General features: G+C 70.5%; 19 protein-coding genes. 6 read left to right on the top strand and 13 right to left on the bottom strand.

Annotated features, from left to right (window positions below):
* Nucleotides 1-167: 167 nt before the first annotated feature.
* Nucleotides 168-911, bottom strand: a complete 744-nt coding sequence (locus BRM1_RS13660) for an SOS response-associated peptidase (protein WP_160952197.1) — start codon at nt 909-911, stop codon at nt 168-170.
* Nucleotides 912-1,442: 531 nt separating this feature from the next.
* On the opposite strand from BRM1_RS13660, the gene BRM1_RS13655 reads away from it, so the two are divergent.
* The 5 genes from BRM1_RS13655 to BRM1_RS13635 all read left to right on the top strand — a co-directional run bounded on the left by BRM1_RS13655 (nt 1,443) and on the right by BRM1_RS13635 (nt 7,257).
* Entirely contained in the window at nt 1,443-1,946 is a 504-nt protein-coding gene (locus tag BRM1_RS13655; RefSeq protein WP_268526672.1) for a MarR family winged helix-turn-helix transcriptional regulator, read from the top strand.
* A gap of 1,060 nt (nt 1,947-3,006) precedes the next feature.
* On the top strand, nt 3,007-4,173 hold the full coding sequence (locus BRM1_RS13650; RefSeq protein ID WP_268526669.1) for an acyl-CoA dehydrogenase family protein: 1,167 nt from the start codon (nt 3,007-3,009) through the stop codon (nt 4,171-4,173).
* 59 nt (nt 4,174-4,232) lie between these two features.
* Nucleotides 4,233-5,288 (top strand): enoyl-CoA hydratase/isomerase family protein, encoded by a 1,056-nt coding sequence (locus BRM1_RS13645; protein WP_160952194.1) that lies wholly within the window; start codon nt 4,233-4,235, stop codon nt 5,286-5,288.
* On the top strand, nt 5,285-6,061 hold the full coding sequence (locus tag BRM1_RS13640; protein ID WP_268526667.1) for an enoyl-CoA hydratase: 777 nt from the start codon (nt 5,285-5,287) through the stop codon (nt 6,059-6,061). The genes BRM1_RS13645 and BRM1_RS13640 overlap by 4 nt, the downstream gene beginning before the upstream one ends.
* A 212-nt stretch (nt 6,062-6,273) precedes the next feature.
* Complete coding sequence (locus tag BRM1_RS13635; RefSeq protein ID WP_268526665.1) at nt 6,274-7,257, top strand: NAD(P)H-dependent flavin oxidoreductase; 984 nt, start codon at nt 6,274-6,276, stop codon at nt 7,255-7,257.
* A gap of 34 nt (nt 7,258-7,291) precedes the next feature.
* On the opposite strand, the gene BRM1_RS13630 is transcribed toward BRM1_RS13635, so the two are convergent.
* The 8 genes from BRM1_RS13630 to BRM1_RS13595 form a co-directional block, all read right to left on the bottom strand.
* Complete coding sequence (locus BRM1_RS13630; RefSeq protein WP_268526664.1) at nt 7,292-8,137, bottom strand: serine hydrolase; 846 nt, start codon at nt 8,135-8,137, stop codon at nt 7,292-7,294.
* Nucleotides 8,134-9,231 carry a S66 peptidase family protein gene (locus tag BRM1_RS13625; RefSeq protein WP_268526662.1) on the bottom strand — a complete coding sequence of 366 codons (1,098 nt, stop codon included), beginning with the start codon at nt 9,229-9,231 and terminating at the stop codon, nt 8,134-8,136. Before BRM1_RS13625 ends, BRM1_RS13630 begins: the two co-directional genes overlap by 4 nt.
* Entirely contained in the window at nt 9,228-11,102 is a 1,875-nt protein-coding gene (locus BRM1_RS13620) for a dipeptide ABC transporter ATP-binding protein (protein WP_268526660.1), read from the bottom strand. The genes BRM1_RS13625 and BRM1_RS13620 overlap by 4 nt, the downstream gene beginning before the upstream one ends.
* Complete coding sequence (locus BRM1_RS13615; RefSeq protein ID WP_268526657.1) at nt 11,102-12,064, bottom strand: ABC transporter permease; 963 nt, start codon at nt 12,062-12,064, stop codon at nt 11,102-11,104. Before BRM1_RS13615 ends, BRM1_RS13620 begins: the two co-directional genes overlap by 1 nt.
* A complete protein-coding gene (locus BRM1_RS13610; protein WP_268526655.1) occupies nt 12,061-13,092 on the bottom strand; it encodes an ABC transporter permease in 1,032 nt (343 codons plus the stop codon). Before BRM1_RS13610 ends, BRM1_RS13615 begins: the two co-directional genes overlap by 4 nt.
* A complete protein-coding gene (locus BRM1_RS13605; protein ID WP_268526653.1) occupies nt 13,079-14,968 on the bottom strand; it encodes an ABC transporter substrate-binding protein in 1,890 nt (629 codons plus the stop codon). Before BRM1_RS13605 ends, BRM1_RS13610 begins: the two co-directional genes overlap by 14 nt.
* Nucleotides 14,969-15,256: 288 nt before the next feature.
* Nucleotides 15,257-15,955, bottom strand: a complete 699-nt coding sequence (locus tag BRM1_RS13600; RefSeq protein ID WP_160952186.1) for an MgtC/SapB family protein — start codon at nt 15,953-15,955, stop codon at nt 15,257-15,259.
* 177 nt (nt 15,956-16,132) lie between these two features.
* Nucleotides 16,133-18,055 carry an ABC transporter substrate-binding protein gene (locus BRM1_RS13595; RefSeq protein WP_268526651.1) on the bottom strand — a complete coding sequence of 641 codons (1,923 nt, stop codon included), beginning with the start codon at nt 18,053-18,055 and terminating at the stop codon, nt 16,133-16,135.
* 264 nt (nt 18,056-18,319) lie between these two features.
* On the opposite strand from BRM1_RS13595, the gene BRM1_RS13590 reads away from it, so the two are divergent.
* Nucleotides 18,320-19,399 carry an excalibur calcium-binding domain-containing protein gene (locus BRM1_RS13590; protein WP_268526649.1) on the top strand — a complete coding sequence of 360 codons (1,080 nt, stop codon included), beginning with the start codon at nt 18,320-18,322 and terminating at the stop codon, nt 19,397-19,399.
* 107 nt (nt 19,400-19,506) lie between these two features.
* Here the strand turns inward: BRM1_RS13590 and nrdF are convergent, their stop codons facing one another.
* The 4 genes from nrdF to nrdH form a co-directional block, all read right to left on the bottom strand.
* The gene (gene nrdF / locus BRM1_RS13585) at nt 19,507-20,490 is read right to left on the bottom strand and encodes a class 1b ribonucleoside-diphosphate reductase subunit beta (protein WP_268526647.1); all 984 of its coding nucleotides are present in this window, start codon (nt 20,488-20,490) and stop codon (nt 19,507-19,509) included.
* Between the two features lie 95 nt (nt 20,491-20,585).
* Entirely contained in the window at nt 20,586-22,745 is a 2,160-nt protein-coding gene (gene nrdE, locus BRM1_RS13580) for a class 1b ribonucleoside-diphosphate reductase subunit alpha (RefSeq protein ID WP_442864331.1), read from the bottom strand.
* Nucleotides 22,718-23,128, bottom strand: coding sequence for a class Ib ribonucleoside-diphosphate reductase assembly flavoprotein NrdI (gene nrdI / locus BRM1_RS13575; protein WP_160952181.1), 411 nt, complete (start codon nt 23,126-23,128; stop codon nt 22,718-22,720). Before nrdI ends, nrdE begins: the two co-directional genes overlap by 28 nt.
* 19 nt (nt 23,129-23,147) lie before the next feature.
* Complete coding sequence (gene nrdH / locus BRM1_RS13570; RefSeq protein WP_160952180.1) at nt 23,148-23,396, bottom strand: glutaredoxin-like protein NrdH; 249 nt, start codon at nt 23,394-23,396, stop codon at nt 23,148-23,150.
* Between the last annotated feature and the right edge of the window lie 193 nt (nt 23,397-23,589).

The following is a 23,589-nucleotide window of genomic DNA, read 5'->3' as shown; positions in this document are numbered from 1 at the left end:
TCGGTGTTTTCCGCTTCGAGCAACAGGAACCAACCTACGCGCCCCGAGGTCAGCGCGCAAGCCCGGCCGGTGTGACCTTGGGCACCGCTGGGGCGTTGAGGGCATGGACACCGGCTCGAGGTGCGCCCTGTCCGGGCACCCCGGTGGTGTACGCCCGGGCCGCGGTCCTACGGAGCGGGCACGGGCGCGACCAGCTGCGGGCCCTCATTGCCGACCTTCCCGACCGCTTGCCCGACGCGGCGGCGCGCGACCATCGTCGGATCGAAGTCCGCGATCGCCGCACCCAAGACCGCGGCCGCCTCCTCCTTGGCGAGGCTCGGGTCGAGCCAGCGCTCGACTCCCGCACGGTCGAGCATGACCGGCATGCGGTCGTGCACCTGCGTCAGGTGGCCGGCCGCGGGGGCCGTGATGATGCTCGCCGAGACGAGCCACCCGTCCTGCACCGCGGGGTCCTCCCCCGTCACGGTTCCGTCGGCGAGCTCGGCATCGACCCGGCGGAACTCGAAGACGCCGGCCATGAACAGCCAGTCACCGGATTCCGGGTGCATGAACCAGGGCTGCTTGCCCGCCTCCGTGCGCTCCCACTCGTAGTAGCCGGCACACGGGACGATGCAGCGGCGCGCACCGAGGGCGGTGCGGAACATGGGCTTGTCCGCGATCGTCTCGCTGCGCGCATTGAACGCCCGCGAGCCGATCCCGATGTCCTTGGCCCAGCCGGGGACCAGGCCCCAGCGGGCGGCCTCGAGGCGGCGGCTCACCTCGCCCGACTCCGCGGGGCGGTCGGCGATGATCGGGATGACCGCGCTCGGCGGCACGTTGTAGCGCTCGCGGTACGGATAGCCGTCGCGGGCGATGTCGAGCTCGTCCACGAGGTCCGCGGGATCGAGCGAGAGGTTGAGGCGTCCGCACATGCCCCGATGCTCCCATGATCCGCACCGGGCCGCTACGGCGCGCTGCGTTGCGGTGCGGCAATCCCAGGCGCAGTCCCGCCCAGGGTGCCTTGCCCCCGCGACGCTCTGCGCTCCCGCTCAGCCCAGTGCCTTCCAGTAGCCCAGCGCCCTTCAACATCCCAGTGCCTTCCAGCAGCCCAGTGCGCTTCAACAGCCCCGCCCCCTTCAGCACCCCAGTGCGCTCAACCAGCCCGGCGCCCTTCAGCTGCCCAGTACTCTCAACCAGCGCAGTGCCCACAACCAGCGCAGTCCCCTCGCTCAGCGCGATGCGCCTTGCCACCCCCGGCGTCCTCGCTCAGCCCGGCACCCCACCGGTCGGCGCCTGTGCCACCCGCGTCTGTCGCGGCGTCGCAATGGCCTCCGCCCCAGCGGCGTGCGCCCCGGAAACCGTCGCCTCAGTAGACTGTGAGGCAGACTGTGCCGCACGCCGCCCACCGCTTGGCGGCACCGCGCGGCGGCCCGGCCGCCGGCCCCGAACAGCCAGGAGAGCGCATGCCCGCAGTGCCCGATCCCATTGAGGAGTCGCGCAAGCAGTGGATCGCGCACGGCTGGGAGGACGCCGCCGACGGCATGACGCTGGTGACCTCCGTCATGCGCGTCCACCAGCTGTTGCTCGCCCGGGTCGACGCCGTGCTCAAGCCGCTCGGGCTGACCTTCTCCCGCTACGAGGTGCTGCGGCTGCTGGCGTTCACGAAGCGCGGCGAGCTGCCGCTCAACAAGGTCACCCAGCGCCTCCAGGTCCACGCCACATCGACGACGAACTCGGTCGACCGACTCGAGGCGGCGGGGCTCGTGGAGCGCCTGCCCCACCCCAATGACGGGCGCACCACGCTCGCGGCGATCACGCCGGAGGGCCGCGCCCTCGTCGAGCGGGCGACCAATGCGCTCAACGCGCAGGTCTTCGAGCGCCCAGGAGTTGAGTCGGCCACCCTCACTCAGCTCCTCGGCCGGCTCCGCTACCTGCGCGAGGGCCTCGAGCGCGCCCAGCTGGACTGACCGCTCAGCACGGGACGCACGGCACAGCACAGCACAGCACTGCGCAGCACTGCGCAGCACTGCGCAGCGCTGCGCTGCATCGTTCCGCACCACACCACACCACACCGCGCCGAGTCCAACCTGCGCCGAGCGCCGGCCGCCCACGACGGTAGCCCGCAGCCCACCGTCGCACGGCGCGCACGCCACCGCGCCGTCCGCACTCCCCCGAACAGTGCGCTCTCCACCACCGCATGTTCCACACTCCGCCGCGCGGCGCGGATCAGCCCGCCCGGACTGCACCCAGGGCCCCTCCGGCACCCCACCGGCGCATTCACGGCGCGGCCGCCCTTGGCGCCCGTCGCATTCCCTCGCTCCTTGCACTCCCCCACCCGTCCCGTTCCCCATCCGACACGCTCCCTGCCCGACACGCTCCCCCAGCGGTCGCACGGAGCACACTTCATCGCACCGTCCGACCGCCGCACTCGTCCATCCACCGCGCTCCCTCATTCACCGCGCTCACCCGCCTCCGACGGCCCCACTCGCCCATCCATCGCACCCCCATCCACCGCACTCACCGATTGCGGCGCTCCCCGTGCACTCCCCCTCCCCCGCCCCTCCGTCGGCCCCTCCGCCCGTTGCACTGATCTCCATTGACCGATTACTTGGACGTCCAAGTAGTTTCGTTTAGACTCGCCCCAGCACCGTCCCAGGGGCACCGCCACCGGCGGGGTGCGAAACAATCCACCGACGGGTTGTCGCACACCGCGCCCCACGCACCGCGCACCACGGTGTGCAGCGCCCACGCACCACCGCACGCATTGGCCCCGCCCTGCATACCGCCCACCGACCCGACCCACCATCCGCCAGCGCCCCACCGAAGACTCACCAACGCCCCACCCACGGCCCGCCCGAGGCCCATCGCGCACCGGAGCCCGCGCACCGGCGCGCGGCCCACCTCGGCGGCCCCGAGCGCCGGCCCGGCACTCAAGCGGCCCCGCCACCACCCGGGTGAACGCACCGCCGCCGGCCCACGACGAACCGCCACCGCCACACGACGCAGCCACACGACGAAGGAGCCGCCATGGCACGCACCACCGCCGCCGCACTGACCTTTGGCCTCACCGAGGAGCAGCGGGAGCTCTCCGCGATGTGCCGCGACTTCGCGGAAGCGGAGATCGCGCCCCACGCACTCGAGTGGGATGAGAACCACCACTTCCCCGTCGACGGCATCAAGGCCGCCGGTGAGCTGGGCATGGGCGGCATCTACGTCTCCGAGGACAACGGCGGCTCCGGCCTGGGCCGCATGGACGCCGCGCTCATCTTCGAGGCGCTCTCGACCGGCTGCCCCTCGGTGGCCAGCTACATGTCCATCCACAACATGGTCGCGTGGATGCTCGACCGCTACGCCAGCCCCGAACAGCAGGAGAAGTGGCTCACGCCGCTCACAAGCTTCGACAAGCTCGGCAGCTACTGCCTCACCGAGCCCAACGCGGGCTCGGACGCGGCCGCGATCCGCACCTCGGCGCGCCGCGATGGCGACGACTACGTGCTCAACGGCGTCAAGCAGTTCATCTCCGGCGCCGGCGAAACGGACATCTACCTCGTCATGGCCCGCACCGGCCAGGAGGGCGCCCGGGGCATCTCCACCTTCGTCGTGGAGAAGGGAACCGAGGGGCTGACCTTCGGGGCCAACGAGAAGAAGATGGGCTGGCGGGCCCAGCCCACCCGCCAGGTCTTCATGGAGAACATGCGCGTGCCGGCCGGCAACCTCATCGGGGAGGAGGGCCAGGGCTTCAAGATCGCCATGTCCGGGCTCGACGGGGGGCGCCTCAACATCGGCGCCTGCTCGATCGGCGGGGGCCAGGCGGCCCTCGAGAAGGCGATCGCCTACATGGGCGAGCGCCAGGCCTTCGGCACCGACCTCACCGGCTTCCAGGCCCTGCGCTTCGAAGTGGCGGACATGCAGGCCAAGCTCGAGGCCGCCCGCTCCATGCTCTGGCGCGCCGCAGCCGCCTACGATGCGCAGGACCCCAACACCTCGCTGCTGTCGGCCATGGCGAAGCTCACCGCCACGGACACGGGCTTCGAGGTCGCCGACCGGGCCCTCCAGCTGTTCGGCGGCTACGGGTATCTGCAAGAGTATGGAATCGAGAAGCTCGTGCGCGACCTGCGCGTGCACCGGATCCTCGAGGGCACGAACGAGATCATGCGCGTCATCATCTCGCGCAAGAGCACCGGGGTCGCCTGACGCGCGGCCCCGCCCACACAGCACACCAGCCCCATCCGCAGAAGCCAGGAGAGGAACAGATGACGGACACGGAAGCCACGGTCATCGTCGACCGCGACGGAGCGCTCGGCCACATCGAACTCAACAAGCCCAAGGCCATCAACGCGCTGAGCACGGAGATGATCGAGCAGGTCGATCGCGCGCTCATCGACTGGCAGGACGACGACTCGGTCGCCGCGGTGCTCATCACCGGCGCCGGTGAGCGCGGCCTGTGCGCCGGCGGCGACATCAAGGGCATCTACCGCTCGGTCGTCGACGGCACGGACGAGTCCGAGCTCTTCTTCTCCGATGAGTACCGGATGAACAACCGCATCGCGAACTACCCGAAGCCCTACATCGCGTTCATGGACGGGATCACGATGGGCGGCGGGGTGGGCGTGTCCGTCCACGGCAGCGTGCGCATCGTCACCGAGACGACGAAGGTGGGCATGCCGGAGACCGGCATCGGCCTGTTCCCGGACGTGGGCGGCACCTACCTCCTCGCCCGGCTGCCCCACGAGATCGGCATGTACATGGGCCTGACCGGCGAGCCCGTGCGCGCCGGCGCCGCGCTCGCCTACGGGCTGGCCGACCACTTCGTGCCCCGCGCCCAGCTGCCCGCCCTGCGCGCGGCGCTCACCGAGGCCCCCGCGGAGGCGCCCGAGGTGGCCGCCGACTTCGCGGCCCAGTTCGCCGCCGAGGCACCGGAGAACGAGCTCGCCCGCGACGAGCAGTGGATCGCCACCTGCTTCGCCCAGGACTCCGTGCTCGCGATCATCGCCGCCCTGCGCGCCGAGGGCTCCGAAGCGGCGGCGCACACGGCCGACGTGCTCGAATCGAAGTCGCCGCGCTCGCTGGCGGTGACCTTCGAGATGATCCGCACCGCGAAGACGATGAGCCTGCAGGAGGTGCTCGAGCGCGACTACCGCGCCGCGCTCAACATCGCCCACTACCCCGACCTGCGCGAGGGCATCCGCGCCCAGGTCATCGACAAGGACCGCAACCCGCAGTGGGATCCGGCCGCCGTGTCCGCCCTGGACGAGGCGGAGATCCGATCCATCCTCGACACCGAACGCCAGGAGAAGGTCTTCTCATGAGCCAGTACCAGACAATCCTCACCGAAACCGCCGACGGCGTCGCGACGATCACGCTCAACCGGCCCGAAGCACTCAACGCGCTCAACATGCAGGTGCTCACCGACGTCACCGATGCCGCCGCCGCCTTCGACGCAGACCCGGAGGTCAAGGCGATCGTCATCACCGGCTCCGGCCGCGCGTTCGCCGCGGGCGCGGACATTAAGGAGATGAAGGACCTCGACTTCGCCACGGCCTACAAGGCCGACTGGTTCGCCGGCTGGCGGCGCCTGACGGGCGTGCGCACGCCCATCATCGCCGCCGTCAACGGCTTCGCGCTCGGCGGCGGCTGCGAGCTCGCGATGATGGCCGACATCCTCATCGCGTCGTCGAAGGCGAAGTTCGGCCAGCCGGAGATCAACCTGGGCGTGCTGCCCGGGATGGGTGGTTCGCAGCGCCTCACCCGCGCCGTGGGCAAGGCCAAGGCGATGGACATGTGCCTGACCGGGCGGACGATGGACGCGCAGGAGGCCGAGCGCTCGGGACTCGCCGCGCGCGTCGTGGAGCCCGAGGCGCTCATGGACACCGCCTACGAGATCGCCGGCACGATCGCGAAGAAGTCCGCAGTCGCGACGATGCTCGTCAAGGAGGCCGTCAACCTGGCCTTCGAGACGACGCTCGAGCAGGGGCTCAACTTCGAGCGCCGGCTCTTCCACTCGTCGCTGGCCACGAACGACCAGGTCGAGGGCATGAGCGCCTTCGTGGAGAAGCGGGATCCGAACTTCACGGATTCGTGACCGCCGCCCGGGCACCGCGCCCCGGGGCACCGCGCCTGGGGCACCGCGCCCCGCGAACTCCCCGCAGGCCACCCGGCCTGCGGGGAGTTCGCGTTTCCGGGCCCAGAGCGCAGCAGTGCCCGCGCTCGGCACGGCGCCCGTCGCACGAGCTGCCCGGTGCCCCGTGTGCCTACAATGTGAACGAACGATCACTTATGCCAAAGGAGCCATCCATGTCGCTGCCGTCCGCGCTGCAGGCGCCGCTTCGCCTGCCGGTCATCGCATCGCCCATGTTCATCGCGTCCGGCCCGGAGCTCGTCAAGGCGCAGTGCCAGGCCGGCGTGATCGGCAGCTTCCCGTCGCTGAACGCGCGCCCGGAGGCAGCCCTGCAGGACTGGCTCGATGACATCCGCGAGTCCAATACGGCATTCGCCCAGGCCAACCCCGGCAAGCCCGTGGCCCCGTTCGCGGTCAACCTCATCGTCCACCGCACGAACAACCGCATCGAGCACGACCTAGACGTCGTCGTGCGCAACGAGGTGCCGATCGTCATCACCTCGCTGGGCGCCCGGGAGGACGTCAACGAGGCGATCCACTCCTACGGCGGCGTCGTGCTCCACGACGTCATCAACAACCGCTTCGCCCACAAGGCCGTGGAGAAGGGCGCCGACGGCATCATCGCCGTGGCCGCCGGCGCCGGCGGCCACGCAGGAGCGCTCTCGCCGTTCGCGCTGGTCCGCGAGATCCGCGAGTGGTTCGACGGGCCCATCGCCCTGTCCGGCGCGCTGGCGCATGGCTCCTCGGTCCTCGCCGCCCTCGCCGCGGGCGCCGACTTCGGCTACGTCGGCTCCGCGTTCCTCTCCACCCCCGAGGCGCGGGTCGTCGAGGGCTACCGGCAGATGATCGTGGAGGCCGGCGCCTCCGACGTCGTCTACTCCAACCTCTTCACCGGCGTGCACGGCAACTACCTGCGCGGCTCCATCGAGGCCGCCGGCCTCGACCCCGACGACCTGCCGGTCTCCGATCCCTCGAAGATGAGCTTCGGCACGGAGGAGGGCTCGAAGGCCAAGGCGTGGAAGGACATCTGGGGCTCCGGCCAGGGCGTGGGCGCGATCACCGAGTCGGTGCCCACCGCGCAGCTCGTCGACCGGCTCGCCGAGCAGTTCGCCCGCGCGCAGGACTCGCTGCGCGAGCGCCTGGCGCCGTTCGCAAACTGAGCCGCCCAGGCCACCGGCCGCCCGCCGCCCCGGATCACGGTCCGGGGCGGATGTGTGCGCGGATGGCGCGCCCGATGGCGCGCATGCCGTCCTCGGCCGCGATCCTGCGGTCGCCGCCCGCTTCGTCCCATTCGGCGAGCACCGCGTAGGACACCGCGGCGGCGGGTCCCTGCGCGAGGCCCACGTCCGCGCGCAGGATCGAGATGTAGCCGGTCTTGTGGCGCAGGACGATGCCGTCGTCGGCCTCGACGTGGTCGAGGGCGTCCAGGTTGAGGCCCCCGGCCACGAGGCTCGTATCGACATCGGCGGCGAGATAGCCGAGCACCATGTCCGAGACCTCGCGGCTGACGGCGAGCCCGGCGGCGAGCAGCCGCATGGTCCGACCCAGCTCCGCGGCCGTCCCGAAGGACGCCGTCCACGGCATGCCCGGCTCCCGGGCCGAGCGGATGTAGTCCCACAGGCTCGTCTGGGCCAGGCCCAGGCGCGGGGCGACGGCGCGCACGGCTTCGAGGCCGCACAGGTGGATGAGCGCGTTCGTCGCGAGGTTGTCGCTCACGGCCGCGACGAGCAGGCACGCGTCGCCCACCGTGATCGGCGCGCGCAGCCAGCGCAGCAGGCCGGAGTCGCCCACCGCGTGCTCCTGCGGCACGTCCAGCGGGGCATTCGGGTCGAGCCGGCCGTCGGCGATGCGCGTGCAGGCCTCGATGAGGAGGAACACCTTGCCGATGCTCGCAGTTCGGTGCTGCGCCTGGTCGCGGTGGACCGCGAGCGGGCGCCCCGAGCGCGCCTCGGCGATCTCGATCGACCAGTCGATGCCGTCCGGCAGCGGGGGCAGGACGAGCTCCGGCGCGGTCGCGGGGCCCGCAGCGCCGGGGCTCATGCGGCGCCGCCCGCTGCCGGGGGCGCCGGCTCCCCGAGCACCTCGAGCACCGGGGCGCCCCCGGCCGGGGCGCGCAGCTCCACCGGCACGCCCAGGCCCACGGCGGGCGCCTCGGGGTCGTGGCCCAGGCCCAGTCCTGCCGCCACCGGGATGGCGCGTTCGGCGAAGTACTCGCGCAGCAGCCCCTCGATGGCCGCCCGGTCCCCGCAGTCCTGCCACGAGCCCAGCACGATGCCGGCCAGGGACTCGAACCAGCCGGAGCGCTCGAGCTGGAGGAGCAGGTTGTCCAGGCGCTGGGGGTCCTCGTCGACGTCCTCGAGCACGGCGATGGCCGGCGTGCCGTCGGCACCGGGGCGGGAGTCCTCGGGCGCGCCGAGGGACGCGGCGATGAGGCTGAGGTTGCCCCCGGTCAGCACGCCGCGCGCGGTGCCAGGCGCCAGGACAGTGGGCGCGCGCAGGTCGGTCTCCGGCCGTGCACCCGCCGCCGAAGCGCTGGCCTGGCTCGCCTCCGGCGCGAGGGCCGGCTCCGCCGCCGAGGCGCCGGCCAGGTCCAGTGCTCCGGTGATGGTCCGGCCGCCCCAGGGTTCGAGCATCCAGGCGCGCACGTCGGCGCGGATGCGCGCGCTGTCAGCGAACACGGCGTTGCCGGGCATGGGAGAGAACAGGGTGGGCACCCCGATCCAGGCCTGCCACGCCCGGTGGAGGGCGGTGATGTCGGAGGAGCCGGTGAGCAGCTTGGGCCGGCCGTCGGGCAGGCGGGCCGCGGCGCGCAGCGCGCGGAAGTCCAGGCCGTCGAGCAGCCGCATGGCGCCGTAGCCCCCGCGCAGGGCCACGACCGCGGCGACGGCGGGATCCGTCCACGCGGTGACCAGGTCCCTGCGGCGCACCTCGTCCGAGCCGGCCAGGTAGGAGGCGCGCTCGTCGACGGCGAGTGCCGATTCGCCCACGACGACCTCGAGGCCCCAGGCGCGCAGGGCGCCCACCGCCGCGTCGAGGTGCTCCCGCTTGGCCGGGCTCGAGGGCGAGACGATCGCCACCCGATCGCCGGGGTGCAGCGGGGCCTGCGCGGCGAACGGGTTGGCTGGCGCGCTCACCGCCCGTCCCGGGCGGGTGCTGCGTGTGAGCCCCGGGCGGCCGGACCGTGGCCCGTCCCGCCGCCGGCCTCGGCACCTGTCGCGACGCCCTCGGGCAGCGGGCGCAGGCTGGGCGCCGCGGCGATGAGGCGCTTCGTGTAGTCGTGCTGCGGGTGGAGCAGCACGTCGTCGACGGTGCCCTTCTCCACGATCCGCCCGGAGTGCATGACCGCGACCGTGTCCGCGATGTTCCACGCCAGGCCCAGGTCGTGGGTGATGATGAGCGCGGAGAGGCCCAGGCGGGCGCGCAGGTCGAGGAAGAGGCCCAGGATCTCACCCCGCACGGAGGCGTCGAGGCTGGCCACGGGCTCGTCGGCGACGAGCAGCCGGGGACCGAGTGCCAGCGCACCGGCGATGACGACGCGCTGGCGCTGGCCGCCGGAGAGCTCCTGCGGGATGGACTCGAAGAAGTCCTGCGCCGGCCGCAGCTCGGCGGCTTCGAGCGCCTCGGCGACCCGGCGGGCCTCGTCGTCCATGCCGTGGATGCGCAGGCCCTCCGCCACCGCCTCGTAGACGCTCAGGCGCGGGTTGAGCGAGCCCGACGGGTCCTGGAGGACGAGCTGGACCTCCCGCCGGAAGGCCTTGAGCGCCCGCCCGCGGGTGGGGATCGGCTCGCCCCGGAACGTCACGCGGGTGCCGCGGTCGGGCTCCTGGATGCCGAGCAGCGTGCGCGCCAGCGTGGTCTTGCCGGAGCCGGACTGGCCGACGAGGGCCATGATCTCGCCCTCGCGGACGGTGAAGTCGACATCGTCGACGGCGCTGACCCGCCGCCCGCGGGCGGAGAAGGTCACCGACAGGCCCTGCGCCTCGAGCAGGACCGGCGCCGTGGCGTAGTCGGGCGCGGCCGCATCGGGTGCCTCGGGCGCGGGACGGCTGGGCGCGTCGGGCACTGGACCCGTGGGCGGCTCGGACCCGGGGTCGGCGGGCTGCGCTGCGGCGGCCGTGCCCTCGCCCGCCGGCGTTGCCGGCTCGACCGGCTCGACCGGCTCCGCCGCGGCGGCAGCCGCCGAGCGGCGGGCCGGGCGCATCCGGGAGGCCGGATCGCCGATCGTGGGGAATGCGTCGGCCAGCGCCCGGGTGTAGGGATGGTGCGCGGCGGTCGCGATCTGCTGGGCGGACCCGAGCTCGATGACCTCCCCGTCCTTCATCACCGCGATGCGCTGGCAGACCTGCGCGAGCACGGACAGGTCGTGGGAGATCATGACGAGCGAGATGCCCGCCTCCGCGACGCGCGCGGTCAGCAGCGCGAGCACCTGCTCCTGGACGATGACGTCGAGGGCGGTGGTGGGCTCGTCGGCGATGATGATGTCCGGCTCGCAGGCCAGCGCCATCGCGATCATGACGCGCTGCTTCTGGCCCCCGGAGAGCTCGTGCGGGTAGGCCTTCGCGTGCTCGGGGGCCAGGTCGACGGAGGCGAGGAGGTCGAGCATGCGCGCCCGGCGCGCCTCGGGCGTCTGCCAGGATTTCGCGGTGTGGTGGCTGAGCGCCTCCATGATCTGCCAGGCGACGGTGCGCACGGGGTTGAGCGAGTGCAGGGCCCCCTGGAAGACGATCGAGGCCGCATCCCACCGCAGCGCGCGCATCTGCCCGAAGGACAGGTCCGCGACGTCCTCGCCGCCCAGGAGCACGCGCCCGGTCACCGTGGCGCTGTCCGGCAGGAGCCGCAGCGGGGCCATGATGAGCGTCGACTTGCCGGAGCCGGACTCCCCCGCGATGCCCAGGGTGCCGCCGGCGGGGATGTCGAGCGAGACGTCCTTGACGGCGCGGATGTCTCCGCGGGCCGAGCGGGTGGAATAGGTGATCGAGACGTCGTCGAAGACGAGGTCGGCCATCAGCGGCTCCTGAGCGTGGGGTTGGCGATGGTCTCGAAGGCGCGGCCCACGAGGGTGAAGGCGAGCACGACGATGAGGATCGCGATGCCCGGGGTGAGGATGTACCACCAGTAGCCGCTCGTCGCGGCCGAGGAGTCCATCGCGTTCTTGAGGATCGTGCCCCACGACTGCTTCGTGGGATCGCCCAGGCCCAGGAACGACAGCGTCGACTCGGCGATGATCGCCCCGCCCACCGTGAGCGTGGTGTTGGCCAGCACGAGCGGGAGCACGGCGGGGAAGAGGTGCTTGCCGATGATGTGCCAGTGGCCGGCGCCGAGCACGCGGGCGCGCTCGATGTAGAGCCGGGAGTCCGCGCTGAGCGTCTGCGAGCGCACGACGCGGGCGGTGCCAGCCCAGCTGGTCACGCCCAGGGCGATGACGATCGTGAGCACCCCGCGCTCGAGCACGGAGGACAGCACGATCGCGAGGATGAGCGAGGGCAGCACGAGGAAGAAGTCGATGACGCGCATGATGACCGCGGCGACCCAGCCGGTGAAGTGGCCGGCGGCCATGCCCACGAGCGTGCCGATGACCATCGACATGAGGGTGGCCGCGACGCCCACGGTCAGGGACACGCGCGAGCCCCAGATCATCCGGACCCACAGCTCGCGGCCCTGGTCGTCCGTGCCCAGCGGGTGGGCGAGCGAGGGGGGCGCGAAGCGCGGCTGGTCGAGCAGCTGGGTGACGTCGAGCATCCGCGCGGGCGCGATGACGGGGGCCAGGATCGCCGCGAGCACGACGAGGCCCAGGACGACGAGCGCGCTGAGCGCCAGCCGGTCGGAGGCGAACTCGTGCCAGATGCGGGCCAGGGAGCGACGGCGCCGGTCCCAGGCGATCGCGCGGGCCGAGGCGGGGCCCGGCCGGGCGCCGCCGGCTCCGGGCCGGGGGCTGCCGGGGGTGCGGGCGGGTGTCTGAGTGCTCATGCGCGGCGGATCCTCGGGTCGAGCTGGCGGTAGACGAGATCGGCGATGAGGTTCATGACGATGATGATCGCCGAGAACACGACGAACGTCCCCTGCAGCAGCGGCAGGTCGGGGCCGTGGATGGCCTCGAACGTCAGCTTGCCCAGGCCGGGCCACGAGAACACGGCCTCGACCGTGACCGCGCCGGCGATGAGGCCGCCGATGTGCATGAACACGATCGTCACCGTGGGCAGCAGCGCATTGGGCACCGCGTGCTTGGTGCGCACCTCGTCCTCCGTCAGTCCCTTGGCCCGGGCGGTGGTGAGGTAGTCCGCGCTCATCTCCTCCAGCAGGGAGGCGCGCATGACCATGAGGTACTGCGCGTAGACGACCGCGGTGAGGGTGATGACCGGCAGGACGAGGTGGGCGACGATGCTGATGAGCCACGCCCCGGACCACGGGGCGAGGTTCGCCGTGACCATGCCGCCGGTGGGGAACCAGTGGAGGATGCCGCCGAAGAGCATGAGGAGCAGCAGGGCCAGCCAGAAGGTGGGCACGGACCACAGCACGAGCGAGGAGCCCGAGGCGATCTTGTCGAACCACGAGCCGCGGGCCCACGCGGACTTCTGCCCCAGCCACAGGCCCAGCACGATCGCGAGGATCGCGGACGTGCCGGTCAGCAGGATGGTCGGCCAGAAGTACTGGGCGATGAGGTCGCTCACCGGCATCTTGTACACGTAGCTCGTGCCGAAATTGCCGGTGAACACGTTGACGATGTAGTCCCAGAACTGGGCGAGGAACGGCTTGTCGAGGCCGTACTCGTGGCGCAGCTGGGCGATCTGGTCGGCCGACATCGGCCGCTCGCGGGCGATCTTGGCCACGGGGTCGCCGGGCAGCAGGCGGAACGCGAAGAAGCCCAGCAGGATGACCATGCCCAGGCTGATGAGCGCGCCGCCCACCTTGCCGGCCAGATACGGCAGGAAACCGCCGCCGAGGCGCCCGGCGGGCGCCTCGGCGGCGGAGTCGACCTGAGTCTCAAGCGCGGTCATCGGCCGACTTCCTGCGCAGCACGGCGAACACGACGCCGCCGATGATGAGGAGGACGACGATGCCGCCGCCCACCCACACGCCGGTGGGCACGCCGCCGCCGGACTTCGCGCCGGAGACGGGCTTGGCCTCGAAGAAGCCCCAGTAGCCGGACTGGTTCGTGATCGAGCCGCCGTCGGAGGGCTGCAGGCCGAAGTCCTCGAAGCGGTCGGAGCGGTAGCCCTCGAGGTTCTTCGCGTACCACAGCGTGATGGACGGCGCGTCGTTGTAGTGGATCATCTGCGCCTTGCGCACGAGCTCCTGGCGCTTGCCCTTGTCGAGCTCCGCGTGCTGCTGCTTGTAGAGCTTGTCGAACTCGGGGTTGCACCAGCCGTCCTGCGTCGTGGGCCCGGTGCCGTCCGCGTTGGGCCGCGAGGCGCACGTGTTGATGCTCAGCTGGTAATCCGGGTCCGGCGAGGTGCCCCAGCCGCTGACGACGACGTCGTAGTCGCCCTTGGCGGTGCGGGTGGACAGGGTGTCCGAGTCGCTGGACTTCACGTTCAGCTTGATGCCGATGTCCTTCATCCACGGGCCCAGGTAGTCCGACATGGTCTGCTGGTCCGGGTCCGTCGAGTCGATGTCGAAGCGCAGCTCGAGCTTCTTGCCGTCCTTCTCGCGGATGCCGTCCTTGCCGGCCTTCCAGCCGGCCTCGTCGAGCTTCTTCTTCGCCTCATCCGGGTTGAAGGACACGAGGCCCGGCTGGTCGTCCGGCACGTGCCAGTCGGACCACGCATCGGGGATGAACGCGGTGGCCTTCGACGCCTGGTCCTGGAGGACCTGCTTGCGCAGCGAGTCGATGTCGATGCCCAGGCGGATGGCCTGGCGGACCTTGACGTCCTTGAGGGCTGCGTTGCCGGTGCCGAAGGGCTCGTTCTTGGCGTTCGCGTAGCCCGGGTTGAGCGCGAGCGACGTGAAGCGCTTGCCCTTGCCGGGGTTCGTGGCGACACCCTCGACGCCGTTGAGCGACTTGAACTGGTTGGGCGTGAGGCCGGAGACGAGGTCCACCTCGCTGGCCCGTAGCGCCTGCACGGAGGCGTCCGGGTTCGTGTAGTAGACGTACTCGATGCCGTTGATCTTGGGCGCGCCGCGCCAGAAGTTGGGGTTGGCCTTGAGCGTGATGTGCTGGTTGGCCTGGTATGACTCGATCTGGTAGGGACCGGAGCCCACCGTGGCCTTGTCATTGGCCCACTTCGAGGGGTCCTTCTGCTTCGACCAGATGTGCTCGGGCACCACCGGGATCTCGATGCCCGGGTTGGCCGCCTGCGGGGTCTTGAGCTTGATGACGAGCGTCTGGTCATCCGGCGTCTCGACCTTGTCGAAGTTCTCCACGAGGTTGCCGTTCGCGGCGCCCATCTCCGAGCTCTTCATCATCTGCGTGTACGTCCACGCGGGGTCCTTGGAGGTCAGCGGCTCGTTGTCGGACCACTTGAGGTCCTTGTGGAGGTGGAACGTCCACGTCTTGCCGTCCTCGCTCGTCTCCCACTTCTCCGCGAGGCCCTCCGTGGGCTCGCCCTTCGCCTGGTCGTACTGCACGAGGTTCTCGTACATGTAGCGGAACAGCCCGGTGGGCAGCGAGTAGTACGAGGTGAACGGGTTGAAGCTGTCGACGTAGCCGGAGGTGGCCACGCGCAGCACATCGTCGCTCGCGGCGACGGTGGCCTGCGAGGTGGAGGGGGATGCCGTCGACGCTGCCGCGGGGAGGCCGAACGAGCTCGTGCTCGCGGTGAGGGCGGCGGCCGCGAGCACGGCCCCCGCCATCCGGGTCAAACGGGGGCGCTGTGGGAAGTTCACGGGGGAGCTCGCTTTCGTATCCGCGCCGCGGGGGTCGATGTCTGGCATTTCGATCACCTTGGGCTGTGAGGTCGGTAAGAACAGTGAACTATCGTGATGCCCGTCACCGCAAATCACCGGCGTGTCCGGTCCTCATGGTGAGACGCGCAGCGCCCTCACCGGTGCGCCTCCCTTGCCGGCGCCGAGGTGCCCGCTGACCTGGGTTTTTGGGCGCGGGGATACGCGCGACGGCGGCCGTGGCCGGGGTGTGCGTGCGCTCCCGCGCAGAGCCGCTGTGCGCAAAACGGCGGTGGCCGGGAGCGCGCGGGCCGTGCCGGGGGGCCTGCGCCTCGGCGGTTATTCGTCTTCGTCGTCGGCCCGGGCGACCCGGCTGACGCCGGGCAGTTCGGCCAGGCGGCTGAGCAGCGCATCGAGGTCCATCCGGCCGGAGACCTCGAGGGTGAGGCGGACGATGCCGTCATCCGAGCGGTCCGGCGAGGCGCTGCTGATGGCCCAGCCGCGCGAGGTGATGGCCTGGAGGATCGCGCGCAGCAGGCCCTGGCCGTCCGTGTATTCGACGTCGATGCGCACCACCGCCGAGCGGCGGCCCAGCAGCCGCGAGGCCAGCGGCCCGAAGCCGAAGCCCACGACGAAGTGCAGGGCGGTGACGAGCACGGCGAGCAGCCACAGCCCGGCGCCGGCGGCCATGCCGATCGCGGCGGTCTCCCACACGGAGGCCGCGGTCGTCAGCCCCCGCACGGTGCCGCGGTTGGTGAGGATGAGGCCCGCGCCCAGGAAGCCCACGCCGGAGACGATCTGCGCGGCGACGCGGGAGGGGTCGAGGACGATCTCATCGGAGAGCACGCTGAAGAACCCGTACTTGCTCACGAGCATGAACAGCGCCGAGGCGGTCCCGACGATCGCCTGGGTGCGCATGCCCGCGCTCTTGCCGCGCAGCTGCCGCTCGAAGCCCACCAGGGAGCTGAGGGCGAACGCGAGCAGCAGCTCGAGGACCTGGGTGAGGCCCTGGCCCGCGAAGATGGTCTCAAGGTTCATGGTGCGCGTGTCCTTTGCCGCTGCCCGGTGTGCGCGGCGCCGGTCGCTGCGCGCCGGCTCATCGTAGCGCGCACCTCTGACGCGGAGGGGCTGAGGCGGTGAATGACGAGGGGCGGTGCCGCCACGGCGGCACCGCCCCTCACGTGCCCTTGCCCGTCCTCACGCGCTCCGGCCGGCTCAGGCGCGCTCGTCGGCGGTCGAGCGCCGGCGCAGGAAGTACAGCACGCCGCCCGCGCCGCACACCACCGCGATGCCCACCCCGATCCACAGGCCCGGCGACATGCCGCCGGACTGCTGTGACCCCTCGCCCACGGGCTCGGCGAGGTAGTAGTCCCAGTAGCCGGCCTGGCCCACGATCGAGCCGTCGTTCGTGGGCTGCTTGCCGAACCCGGTGAAGCGATCGGAGCGGTAGGCCTCTGCCGCCTTCGGGTACCACAGCATGATCTCCGCGGAGTCCGTGTAGTGGATGCGCTGGGCCTGGCGCACGAGCTCCTGGCGCTTGGCCTGGTCCTGTTCGGCGTGCTGGCGGTCGTAGAGGGCATCGAACTTCGGGTTGCAGTAGAAGTCCTGCGTGGTGGGGCCGTTGCCGCCCTCCCCCGGACGCGAGTCGCACGTGTTGATCTGCAGCTGGTAGTCCGGGTCGGGCGGCACCGCCCACGGGGAGACGTACATGTCGTAGTCGCCCTTGCCGATCCGGTCCACCTGCGTGTCCGCGTCCGTCGCGTCGACGTGGAGGTCGATGCCGATCTTCTTCATCCACGGCACCAGGTAGTCCGCCGTCGTCTGGTCGGTCGTGGACTCGGAGTCCTCGAGGAACCGCAGGCTGAGCTTCTTCCCGTCCTTGGTCCGGATGCCGCCCTCGCCCTCCTTCCAGCCCGCCTCGTCGAGGAGCTTCTTCGCGGCCTCCACGTCGTAGCCGAGCTTCACCCCGTCGTCCGGGGCGAGTGTCCAGTCCTTCCACGTGGCGGGGATGATGCCGAGCGCGGGGGCGGCGTTGTCGCGCATGACCTGCTGGCGCAGCGCGTCGAGGTCCGTGCCCCGCCTGATCGCCTGGCGCACCTTGACGTCCTCGAGCGCCGCATTGCCGGTGCCGTAGCGCTTGCCCTTCGCGTCCGCGGCCCCCGGGTTGAGGGCGAGTGAGACGAAGCGGCGCGCCTGGCCCAGGTTCGTCGCGATCCCGTCCTGGTTCTGCAGCGATTCGAACTGCTGGGGGTTGAGCCCGGAGACCAGGTCCACCTCGTTGGACTTGAGCGCCTGGACGGAGGCGTCCGGGTTCGAGTAGTTGACGAACTCGACGCCCTTGACCTTGGGCGCACCCCGCCAGAAGTGCGGGTTGGCCGTGAGCGTGATGTGCTGATTGGGCTTGTACTCGGAGATGACGAAGGGCCCCGAGCCCACCACGTCCTTGTCGTTGGCGAACTTCGCGGGATCCTGCTTCGACCAGACATGCTCGGGCACGATGGCGGTCTCCAGGCCGGGGTTGGCCGCCTGGGGGCGGCGCAGGCGGATGACGAACGTCGTGTCGTCCGTGGCGTCGACGCCCGCGAAGTCCTTGACCATCTCCCCGTTCGAGGCCGCGAGCGCTGGGTTCTTCAGCATCGTGTTGTAGGTGTAGGCGGCGTCGGCGGCCGTGATGGGCTCACCGTCGGACCACTGCATGTTCGGGCGGATGTGGAACGTCCACGTCTTGCCGTCCTTGCTCGTCTCCCACTTCTCCGCGATGCCCGCGGTGGGGGCGCCCTTCTCCTGGTCGTAGCCCACGAGGTACTCGTACGTGTGGCGCAGCATGACGATCGGCAGCGCGTACTGCGTGGTGAAGGGGTTGAAGTTGTCGACGAAGCCCTTCGACGCCACGCGGATGACATCGCCCTGGGCCTGCGCCGTGGGCTGGGTCTCGCTCGGGCTCGCCGCGCCCGAGGCGGTGGTCGCGCTGGCCGTGGTCGGGCCGGCCAGCGGGGCCGCCAGGGCAAGTGCAAGCGCCGCGGCGGCAGCCAGACCCGAGCGCAGGGAGAGCGCTCGTGCGGGCCCGGGGCGGGCTGGGCGCGAGGCGACGGCGGGCGGTGGTGACGGCCGGGGCGTACGGGGCGTTCGGAGTGGCACAGCGGGCTCCTTCGAGGCGAGGACGAGCGGGCCTGGCGGGGCGGGGCATCGGGTCGGGCGTGGTGCAGCCGGGTGAGCGGGGTACCGCGGGGTGCGCCGGGGTGGGCGGCCCCGGCAGGCGCGCCGCGCCGGGTGTGCCTGCGGCCCTACGCCCATCCAACACCGTGAGCTACGTCACTGTCGAGTGCACTGGTCTTCCACGGGTCTCGCTACGATGGGCGTGCGAGGCGCTCGCCTCCAGCTTCCCCGACCCGCGAAGGCCCCATGTCACACTCCTCCCCCGGTCCCGACCGCGGCAGTCGGCGCCTCTCGCGCGCGCTGGCCTGCCTCGCCCTCGCGCCCCTTTTCGCCGTCGCGGCCTGCGGCCCCGCCGACACGGACCCCGCTGCGCCGGACGGTGAGAGCGCGGGGGCGCCATCGGGTGCGGGCCAGGTGGGGGCGGCCGAGCAGCCACCCGACTCCCCTCCGGCGTCGGAAACGGCGGCCGGCACCGCGCGCAGCGCGGAGGCCCAGCTTGCCGCGCTGGCGGTCAAGGGGCGCGCGCCGAAGACCGGGTACGACCGGACCGGGTTCGGCTGGCGCCAGGACACCGACCACAACGGCTGCGATACCCGCAACGACGTGCTGCGCCGCGACCTCGTGGGCATCGCCGTGCAGGCCGGTGCGCCCTGCGTCGTCATGACCGGGTCCCTGCACGACCCGTACTCGGGCCAGGCGATCGGCTTCGACCGGGCGCACAGCCGCGTCGACATCGACCACGTCGTGGCGCTCTCCGATGCGTGGCAGTCCGGAGCCCAGCAGCTTGACGAGCAGCGGCGCGTGGCACTGGCCAACGACCCCCTCAACGTGCTGGCGGTCTCGAGTACCCTCAACCGGCAGAAGAGCGACGGCGATGCCGCGACGTGGCTGCCGCCGGCCAAGGGCTACCGCTGCGAGTACGCGGCGCGCCAGATCGCGGTCAAGGCGAAGTACGGCCTGTGGGTCAAGCCCGCCGAGCGCAGCGCACTGGCCCGGGTGCTCAGCCGCTGCCCGTCCCAGCCGGCCTTCGACCAGCCCGTCGCGTGGCCGGCACCCGACGCGCACGACTACCCCACCGCGAAGCCGAGCCGACGCGAGAAGGCGCGGAGCACCTCGGGCGCGGGTGGCTCGCAGGGCGGCGGCAGCGGGACTGGCAGCGGGTCACGCGGAGGAAGCGAATCGGGCGGCGGCAGCGGCAGTGGCGACAGCGCGGGGTACGCGAACTGCACGGCCGCGCGCGAGGCCGGGGCGGCGCCCCTGCACCGCGGCGACCCGGGCTACTCGTCGAAGCTCGACCGCGACGGGGACGGCACGGCGTGCGAGTGAGCGGCGCGCGCCGCACGTGCCACGCGCAAGTGGCCCACCGGAGCCGATGAGGCATCCGATGGGCCGCCGAGCGGCAGCGGTGGACCGCTGTCCGCACGTTCTGGGCTTTAGAAGTCCCAGTCCTCGTCTTCGGTGTTGACGGCCTTGCCGATGACGTAGGAGGAGCCGGAGCCGGAGAAGAAGTCGTGGTTCTCATCGGCGTTCGGGCTCAGTGCGGCGAGGATCGCGGGGTTCACGTCCGTCACGGTCGCCGGGAACATCGCCTCGTAGCCCAGGTTCATGAGCGCCTTGTTCGCGTTGTAGTGAAGGAACTTCTTCACGTCCTCGCTCAGGCCCACGGAGTCGTAGAGGTCGTGGGTGTACTGGACCTCGTTCTCATAGAGCTCGAACATGAGGTTGAACGTGTAGTCCTTGAGCTCTTCGCGCTTGGCCTCGTCGACCCGCTCGAGCCCGCGCTGGTACTTGTAGCCGATGTAGTAGCCGTGCACGGCCTCGTCGCGGATGATGAGGCGGATGAGGTCCGCCGTGTTCGTCAGCTTCGCGTGGCTCGACCAGTACATGGGCAGGTAGAAGCCCGAGTAGAAGAGGAACGACTCGAGCAGGGTCGAGGCGACCTTGCGCTTGAGCGGCTCGTCCCCGCGGTAGTAATTGAGGATGATCTCCGCCTTGCGCTGGAGGTTCTGGTTCTCCGTCGACCAGCGGAAGGCGTCGTCGATCTCGCGGGTGGAGGTCAGCGTCGAGAAGATCGAGGAGTACGACTTCGCGTGCACGGACTCCATGAACGCGATGTTCGTGTAGACCGCCTCCTCGTGCGGGGTCAGCGAGTCCGGGATGAGCGAGACGGCGCCCACGGTTCCCTGGATCGTGTCGAGCAGCGTGAGGCCCGTGAACACGCGCATGGTGAGCGTGCGCTCCTCCTGCGTGAGCGTCGACCAGGACTGCACGTCGTTGCTCAGCGGCACCTTCTCCGGCAGCCAGAAGTTCGCCGTCAGGCGATCCCAGACATCGGAGTCGACGTCGTCCTGGACGCGGTTCCAGTTGATCGCGTCGACGTGCGACACGAGCTTGAGCTTCTCCCCGCTCACGGTCATTCTTCTCCCCTATCGCAGGCGCCGCGCGGTGCGCCGGCGCTCCCATTCCTCCCGCGGGTCGCCCCGCGGCGCCCACCGCCCTCAGGCGGCGGGCCTCAGAGCATGCAGGACACGCAGCCCTCGACCTCCGTGCCCTGCAGCGCGAGCTGCCGGATGCGGATGTAGTAGACGGTCTTGATGCCCTTGCGCCACGCGTAGATCTGCGCGCGGTTGACGTCGCGGGTCGTCGCGGTGTCCTTGAAGAACAGCGTGAGCGACAGGCCCTGGTCCACGTGCTGCGTGGCCTCCGCGTACGTATCGATGATCTTCTCGTAGCCCACCTCGTAGGCGTCCTGGTAGTAGTCCAGGTTGTCGTTGTCCATGAAGGGCGCCGGGTAGTACACGCGCCCGATCTTGCCCTCCTTGCGGATCTCGATGCGCGAGGCCACGGGGTGGATCGACGAGGTGGAGTTGTTGATGTAGGAGATGGAGCCCGTGGGCGGCACCGCCTGCAGGTTCTGGTTGTAGATGCCGTGCTCGGCGACCTGCTCCTTGAGCTCGCGCCAGTCCTCCTGCGTGGGGATGTGCACGCCGGCGGCATCGAAGAGGTCCGCGATGCGCTGCGTGCGCGGCGCCCACTCCTTCTCCGTGTAGGTGTCGAAGTACTCGCCGGTGGCGTACTTCGAGCGCTCGAAGCCGGCGAACGCGCGGCCGCGCTCCTTCGCGATCTCCATGGACGCCCGCACGCAGTGGTAGACCACCGTGTAGAAGTACATGTTCGTGAAGTCCAGCCCCTCCTCGGAGCCGTAGTGGATGCGCTCGCGGGCGAGGTAGCCGTGCAGGTTCATCTGCCCCAGGCCGATCGCGTGGGACATGTCGTTGCCGCGGTCGATCGAGGGCACCGAGGAGATGTTCGAGGTCTCCGAGACCGAGGTGAGGCCGCGGATGGCGGTCTCAACGGTCCGGCCGAAGTCCTCGGAGTCCATCGTCAGGGCGATGTTGAGCGAGCCCAGGTTGCACGAGATGTCCTTGCCCACCTCGGCGTAGGACAGGTCGTCGTTGTACGTGCTGGGCTCCGAGACCTGGAGGATCTCCGAGCACAGGTTCGACATCGTGACCTTGCCGTCGATGGGGTTGGCCCGGTTCACGGTGTCCTCGTACATGATGTACGGGTAGCCGGACTCGAACTGGATCTCCGCGAGCGTCTGGAAGAACTCGCGGGCGTTGATCTTCGTCTTCCGGATGTGCGGATTGTCGACCATCTCGTCGTACTTCTCCGTCACGGAGATCTCCGTGAAGGGCACGCCGTAGGCCTGCTGCACGTCGTACGGGCTGAAGAGGTACATGTCCTCGTTCTTCTTCGCCAGCTCGAACGTGATGTCCGGGATGACGACGCCCAGGCTCAGCGTCTTGATGCGGATCTTCTCGTCCGCGTTCTCCCGCTTCGTATCGAGGAAGCGGTAGATGTCCGGGTGGTGGGCGTTGAGGTAGACCGCGCCCGCACCCTGCCGGGCGCCCAGCTGGTTGGCGTAGGAGAACGAGTCCTCGAGCAGCTTCATGACGGGGATGACGCCGGAGGACTGGTTCTCGATCTTCTTGATCGGCGCGCCGGACTCGCGGATGTTCGTGAGGCTGAAGGCCACGCCGCCGCCGCGCTTGGACAGCTGGAGCGCCGAGTTGATGGAGCGCCCGATGGACTCCATATTGTCCTCGATGCGCAGCAGGAAGCAGGACACGAGCTCGCCGCGCTGCTTCTTGCCCGCGTTGAGGAACGTGGGCGTGGCCGGCTGGAAGCGCCCGGCGATGATCTCCTCGACGAGCTGGGTGGCCAGGGCCTCATCGCCGTGGGCCAGGAACAGCGCCACCATGACGACGCGGTCCTCGAAGCGCTCCAGGTAGCGCTTGCCGTCGAACGTCTTGAGCGTGTACGAGGTGTAGAACTTGAACGCGCCCAGGAACGTCTGGAAGCGGAACTTGCGCGCGTACGCGAGCTTCGACAGTCCCTCGATGAACTCGAACGAGTACTGCTCGAGCACCTCGGGCTCGTAGTAGTCGTGCTCGACGAGGTAGTCGAGCTTCTCGCGCAGGTCGTGGAAGAACACGGTGTTGTTGTTCACGTGCTGCAGGAAGTACTGGCGAGCGGCCTGCCGGTCGCGCTCGAACTGGATGCGCCCGTCCTGGTCGTACAGGTTGAGCATCGCGTTGAGCGCGTGGTAGTCGAGCTCCGTGTCCTCGCGGACGATCGACTCTAGGTCGCGTACTGCTGTCGTTGACACAGTGATTCCAATCCGTTGTTCACGTTGGCGACGTCTTCGGGGGTTCCCAGCAGCTCGAAGCGGTAGAGGACGGGCACGTCGCACTTGCGGGCCACGAGGTGGGCCGCGCGGCAGTAGTTCTCGCCGAAGTTCGTGTTCCCGGCCCCGATTACTCCGCGCAGGAGCTCCCGGTTGCCTTCGATGCTGAGGAATTTCTTGATCTGCTTGGGCACGGACCCTCGGTTGGGCCCTGCGCCGTACGTGGGGGTGATGAGCGCGTACGGCTCATCGACCTCCACGGCCGCGTCCCGCGTCAGCAGCGGCAGGCGCATGCTGGGGTGCGAGAGCTTCTGGGCGAAGCGGTGGGTGTATTCCGAGCTGCTGGAGTAGTAGACGACGAGCATCGTCGGACCTCCCGCGGGCTCAGGCGACGACGGAGGCGGCTGCGGCGCCGCTGCCGAGCGCGGCGATCTTGTCCGGGCGGAAGCCCGACCAGTGATCGCTGTCCGTCACGACGACCGGAGCCTGCAGGTAGCCCATCGCCTTGACCACGTCGAGCGCATCCGGGTCGACGCTGAGGTCGACGGAGCGGTAGTCGACGCCCTTGGCATCGAGGGCGCGGTAGGTCGCGTTGCACTGCACGCACGCGGGCTTCGTGTAGACGGTGATCATGTCCTGGTTCCTCCAGCGGTTCACGGGGCGGTGCTTGGGGCGCGGCGGGCCTGCGAGGCGGGAATCCGGGCGATTTCCGGAGTTTGTCCGCAAGCGGGGCGACCACAAGATGTTGTGTCTGGCGCCAACCGTACCCCCATATGGTGTGTTACACCAGTGTGGTTCGCCCCACCGCGCGTCGCCGTACACAGGG

The sequence above is a fragment of the Brevibacterium sp. BRM-1 genome (genome assembly GCF_026802075.1).
Classification (GTDB): Bacteria; Actinomycetota; Actinomycetes; order Actinomycetales; family Brevibacteriaceae; genus Brevibacterium; species Brevibacterium rongguiense.
This window is presented reverse-complemented; position numbering and strand designations above follow the sequence as displayed.

Excerpts from the sequence above, each read along its gene's own strand:
- BRM1_RS13645 (WP_160952194.1), top strand. The coding sequence starts at position 4,233 with ATGACGGACACGGAAGCCACGGTCATCGTCGACCGCGACGGAGCGCTC.
- BRM1_RS13600 (WP_160952186.1), bottom strand. The coding sequence starts at position 15,955 with ATGAACCTTGAGACCATCTTCGCGGGCCAGGGCCTCACCCAGGTCCTC.
- BRM1_RS13650 (WP_268526669.1), top strand. The coding sequence starts at position 3,007 with ATGGCACGCACCACCGCCGCCGCACTGACCTTTGGCCTCACCGAGGAG.
- BRM1_RS13605 (WP_268526653.1), bottom strand. The coding sequence starts at position 14,968 with ATGCCAGACATCGACCCCCGCGGCGCGGATACGAAAGCGAGCTCCCCC.
- BRM1_RS13610 (WP_268526655.1), bottom strand. The coding sequence starts at position 13,092 with ATGACCGCGCTTGAGACTCAGGTCGACTCCGCCGCCGAGGCGCCCGCC.
- nrdI (WP_160952181.1), bottom strand. The coding sequence starts at position 23,128 with ATGCTCGTCGTCTACTACTCCAGCAGCTCGGAATACACCCACCGCTTC.
- BRM1_RS13630 (WP_268526664.1), bottom strand. The coding sequence starts at position 8,137 with ATGAGCCCCGGCGCTGCGGGCCCCGCGACCGCGCCGGAGCTCGTCCTG.
- nrdH (WP_160952180.1), bottom strand. The coding sequence starts at position 23,396 with ATGATCACCGTCTACACGAAGCCCGCGTGCGTGCAGTGCAACGCGACC.
- BRM1_RS13655 (WP_268526672.1), top strand. The coding sequence starts at position 1,443 with ATGCCCGCAGTGCCCGATCCCATTGAGGAGTCGCGCAAGCAGTGGATC.
- nrdF (WP_268526647.1), bottom strand. The coding sequence starts at position 20,490 with ATGACCGTGAGCGGGGAGAAGCTCAAGCTCGTGTCGCACGTCGACGCG.
- BRM1_RS13640 (WP_268526667.1), top strand. The coding sequence starts at position 5,285 with ATGAGCCAGTACCAGACAATCCTCACCGAAACCGCCGACGGCGTCGCG.
- BRM1_RS13635 (WP_268526665.1), top strand. The coding sequence starts at position 6,274 with ATGTCGCTGCCGTCCGCGCTGCAGGCGCCGCTTCGCCTGCCGGTCATC.
- BRM1_RS13590 (WP_268526649.1), top strand. The coding sequence starts at position 18,320 with ATGTCACACTCCTCCCCCGGTCCCGACCGCGGCAGTCGGCGCCTCTCG.
- BRM1_RS13660 (WP_160952197.1), bottom strand. The coding sequence starts at position 911 with ATGTGCGGACGCCTCAACCTCTCGCTCGATCCCGCGGACCTCGTGGAC.
- BRM1_RS13615 (WP_268526657.1), bottom strand. The coding sequence starts at position 12,064 with ATGAGCACTCAGACACCCGCCCGCACCCCCGGCAGCCCCCGGCCCGGA.
- BRM1_RS13620 (WP_268526660.1), bottom strand. The coding sequence starts at position 11,102 with ATGGCCGACCTCGTCTTCGACGACGTCTCGATCACCTATTCCACCCGC.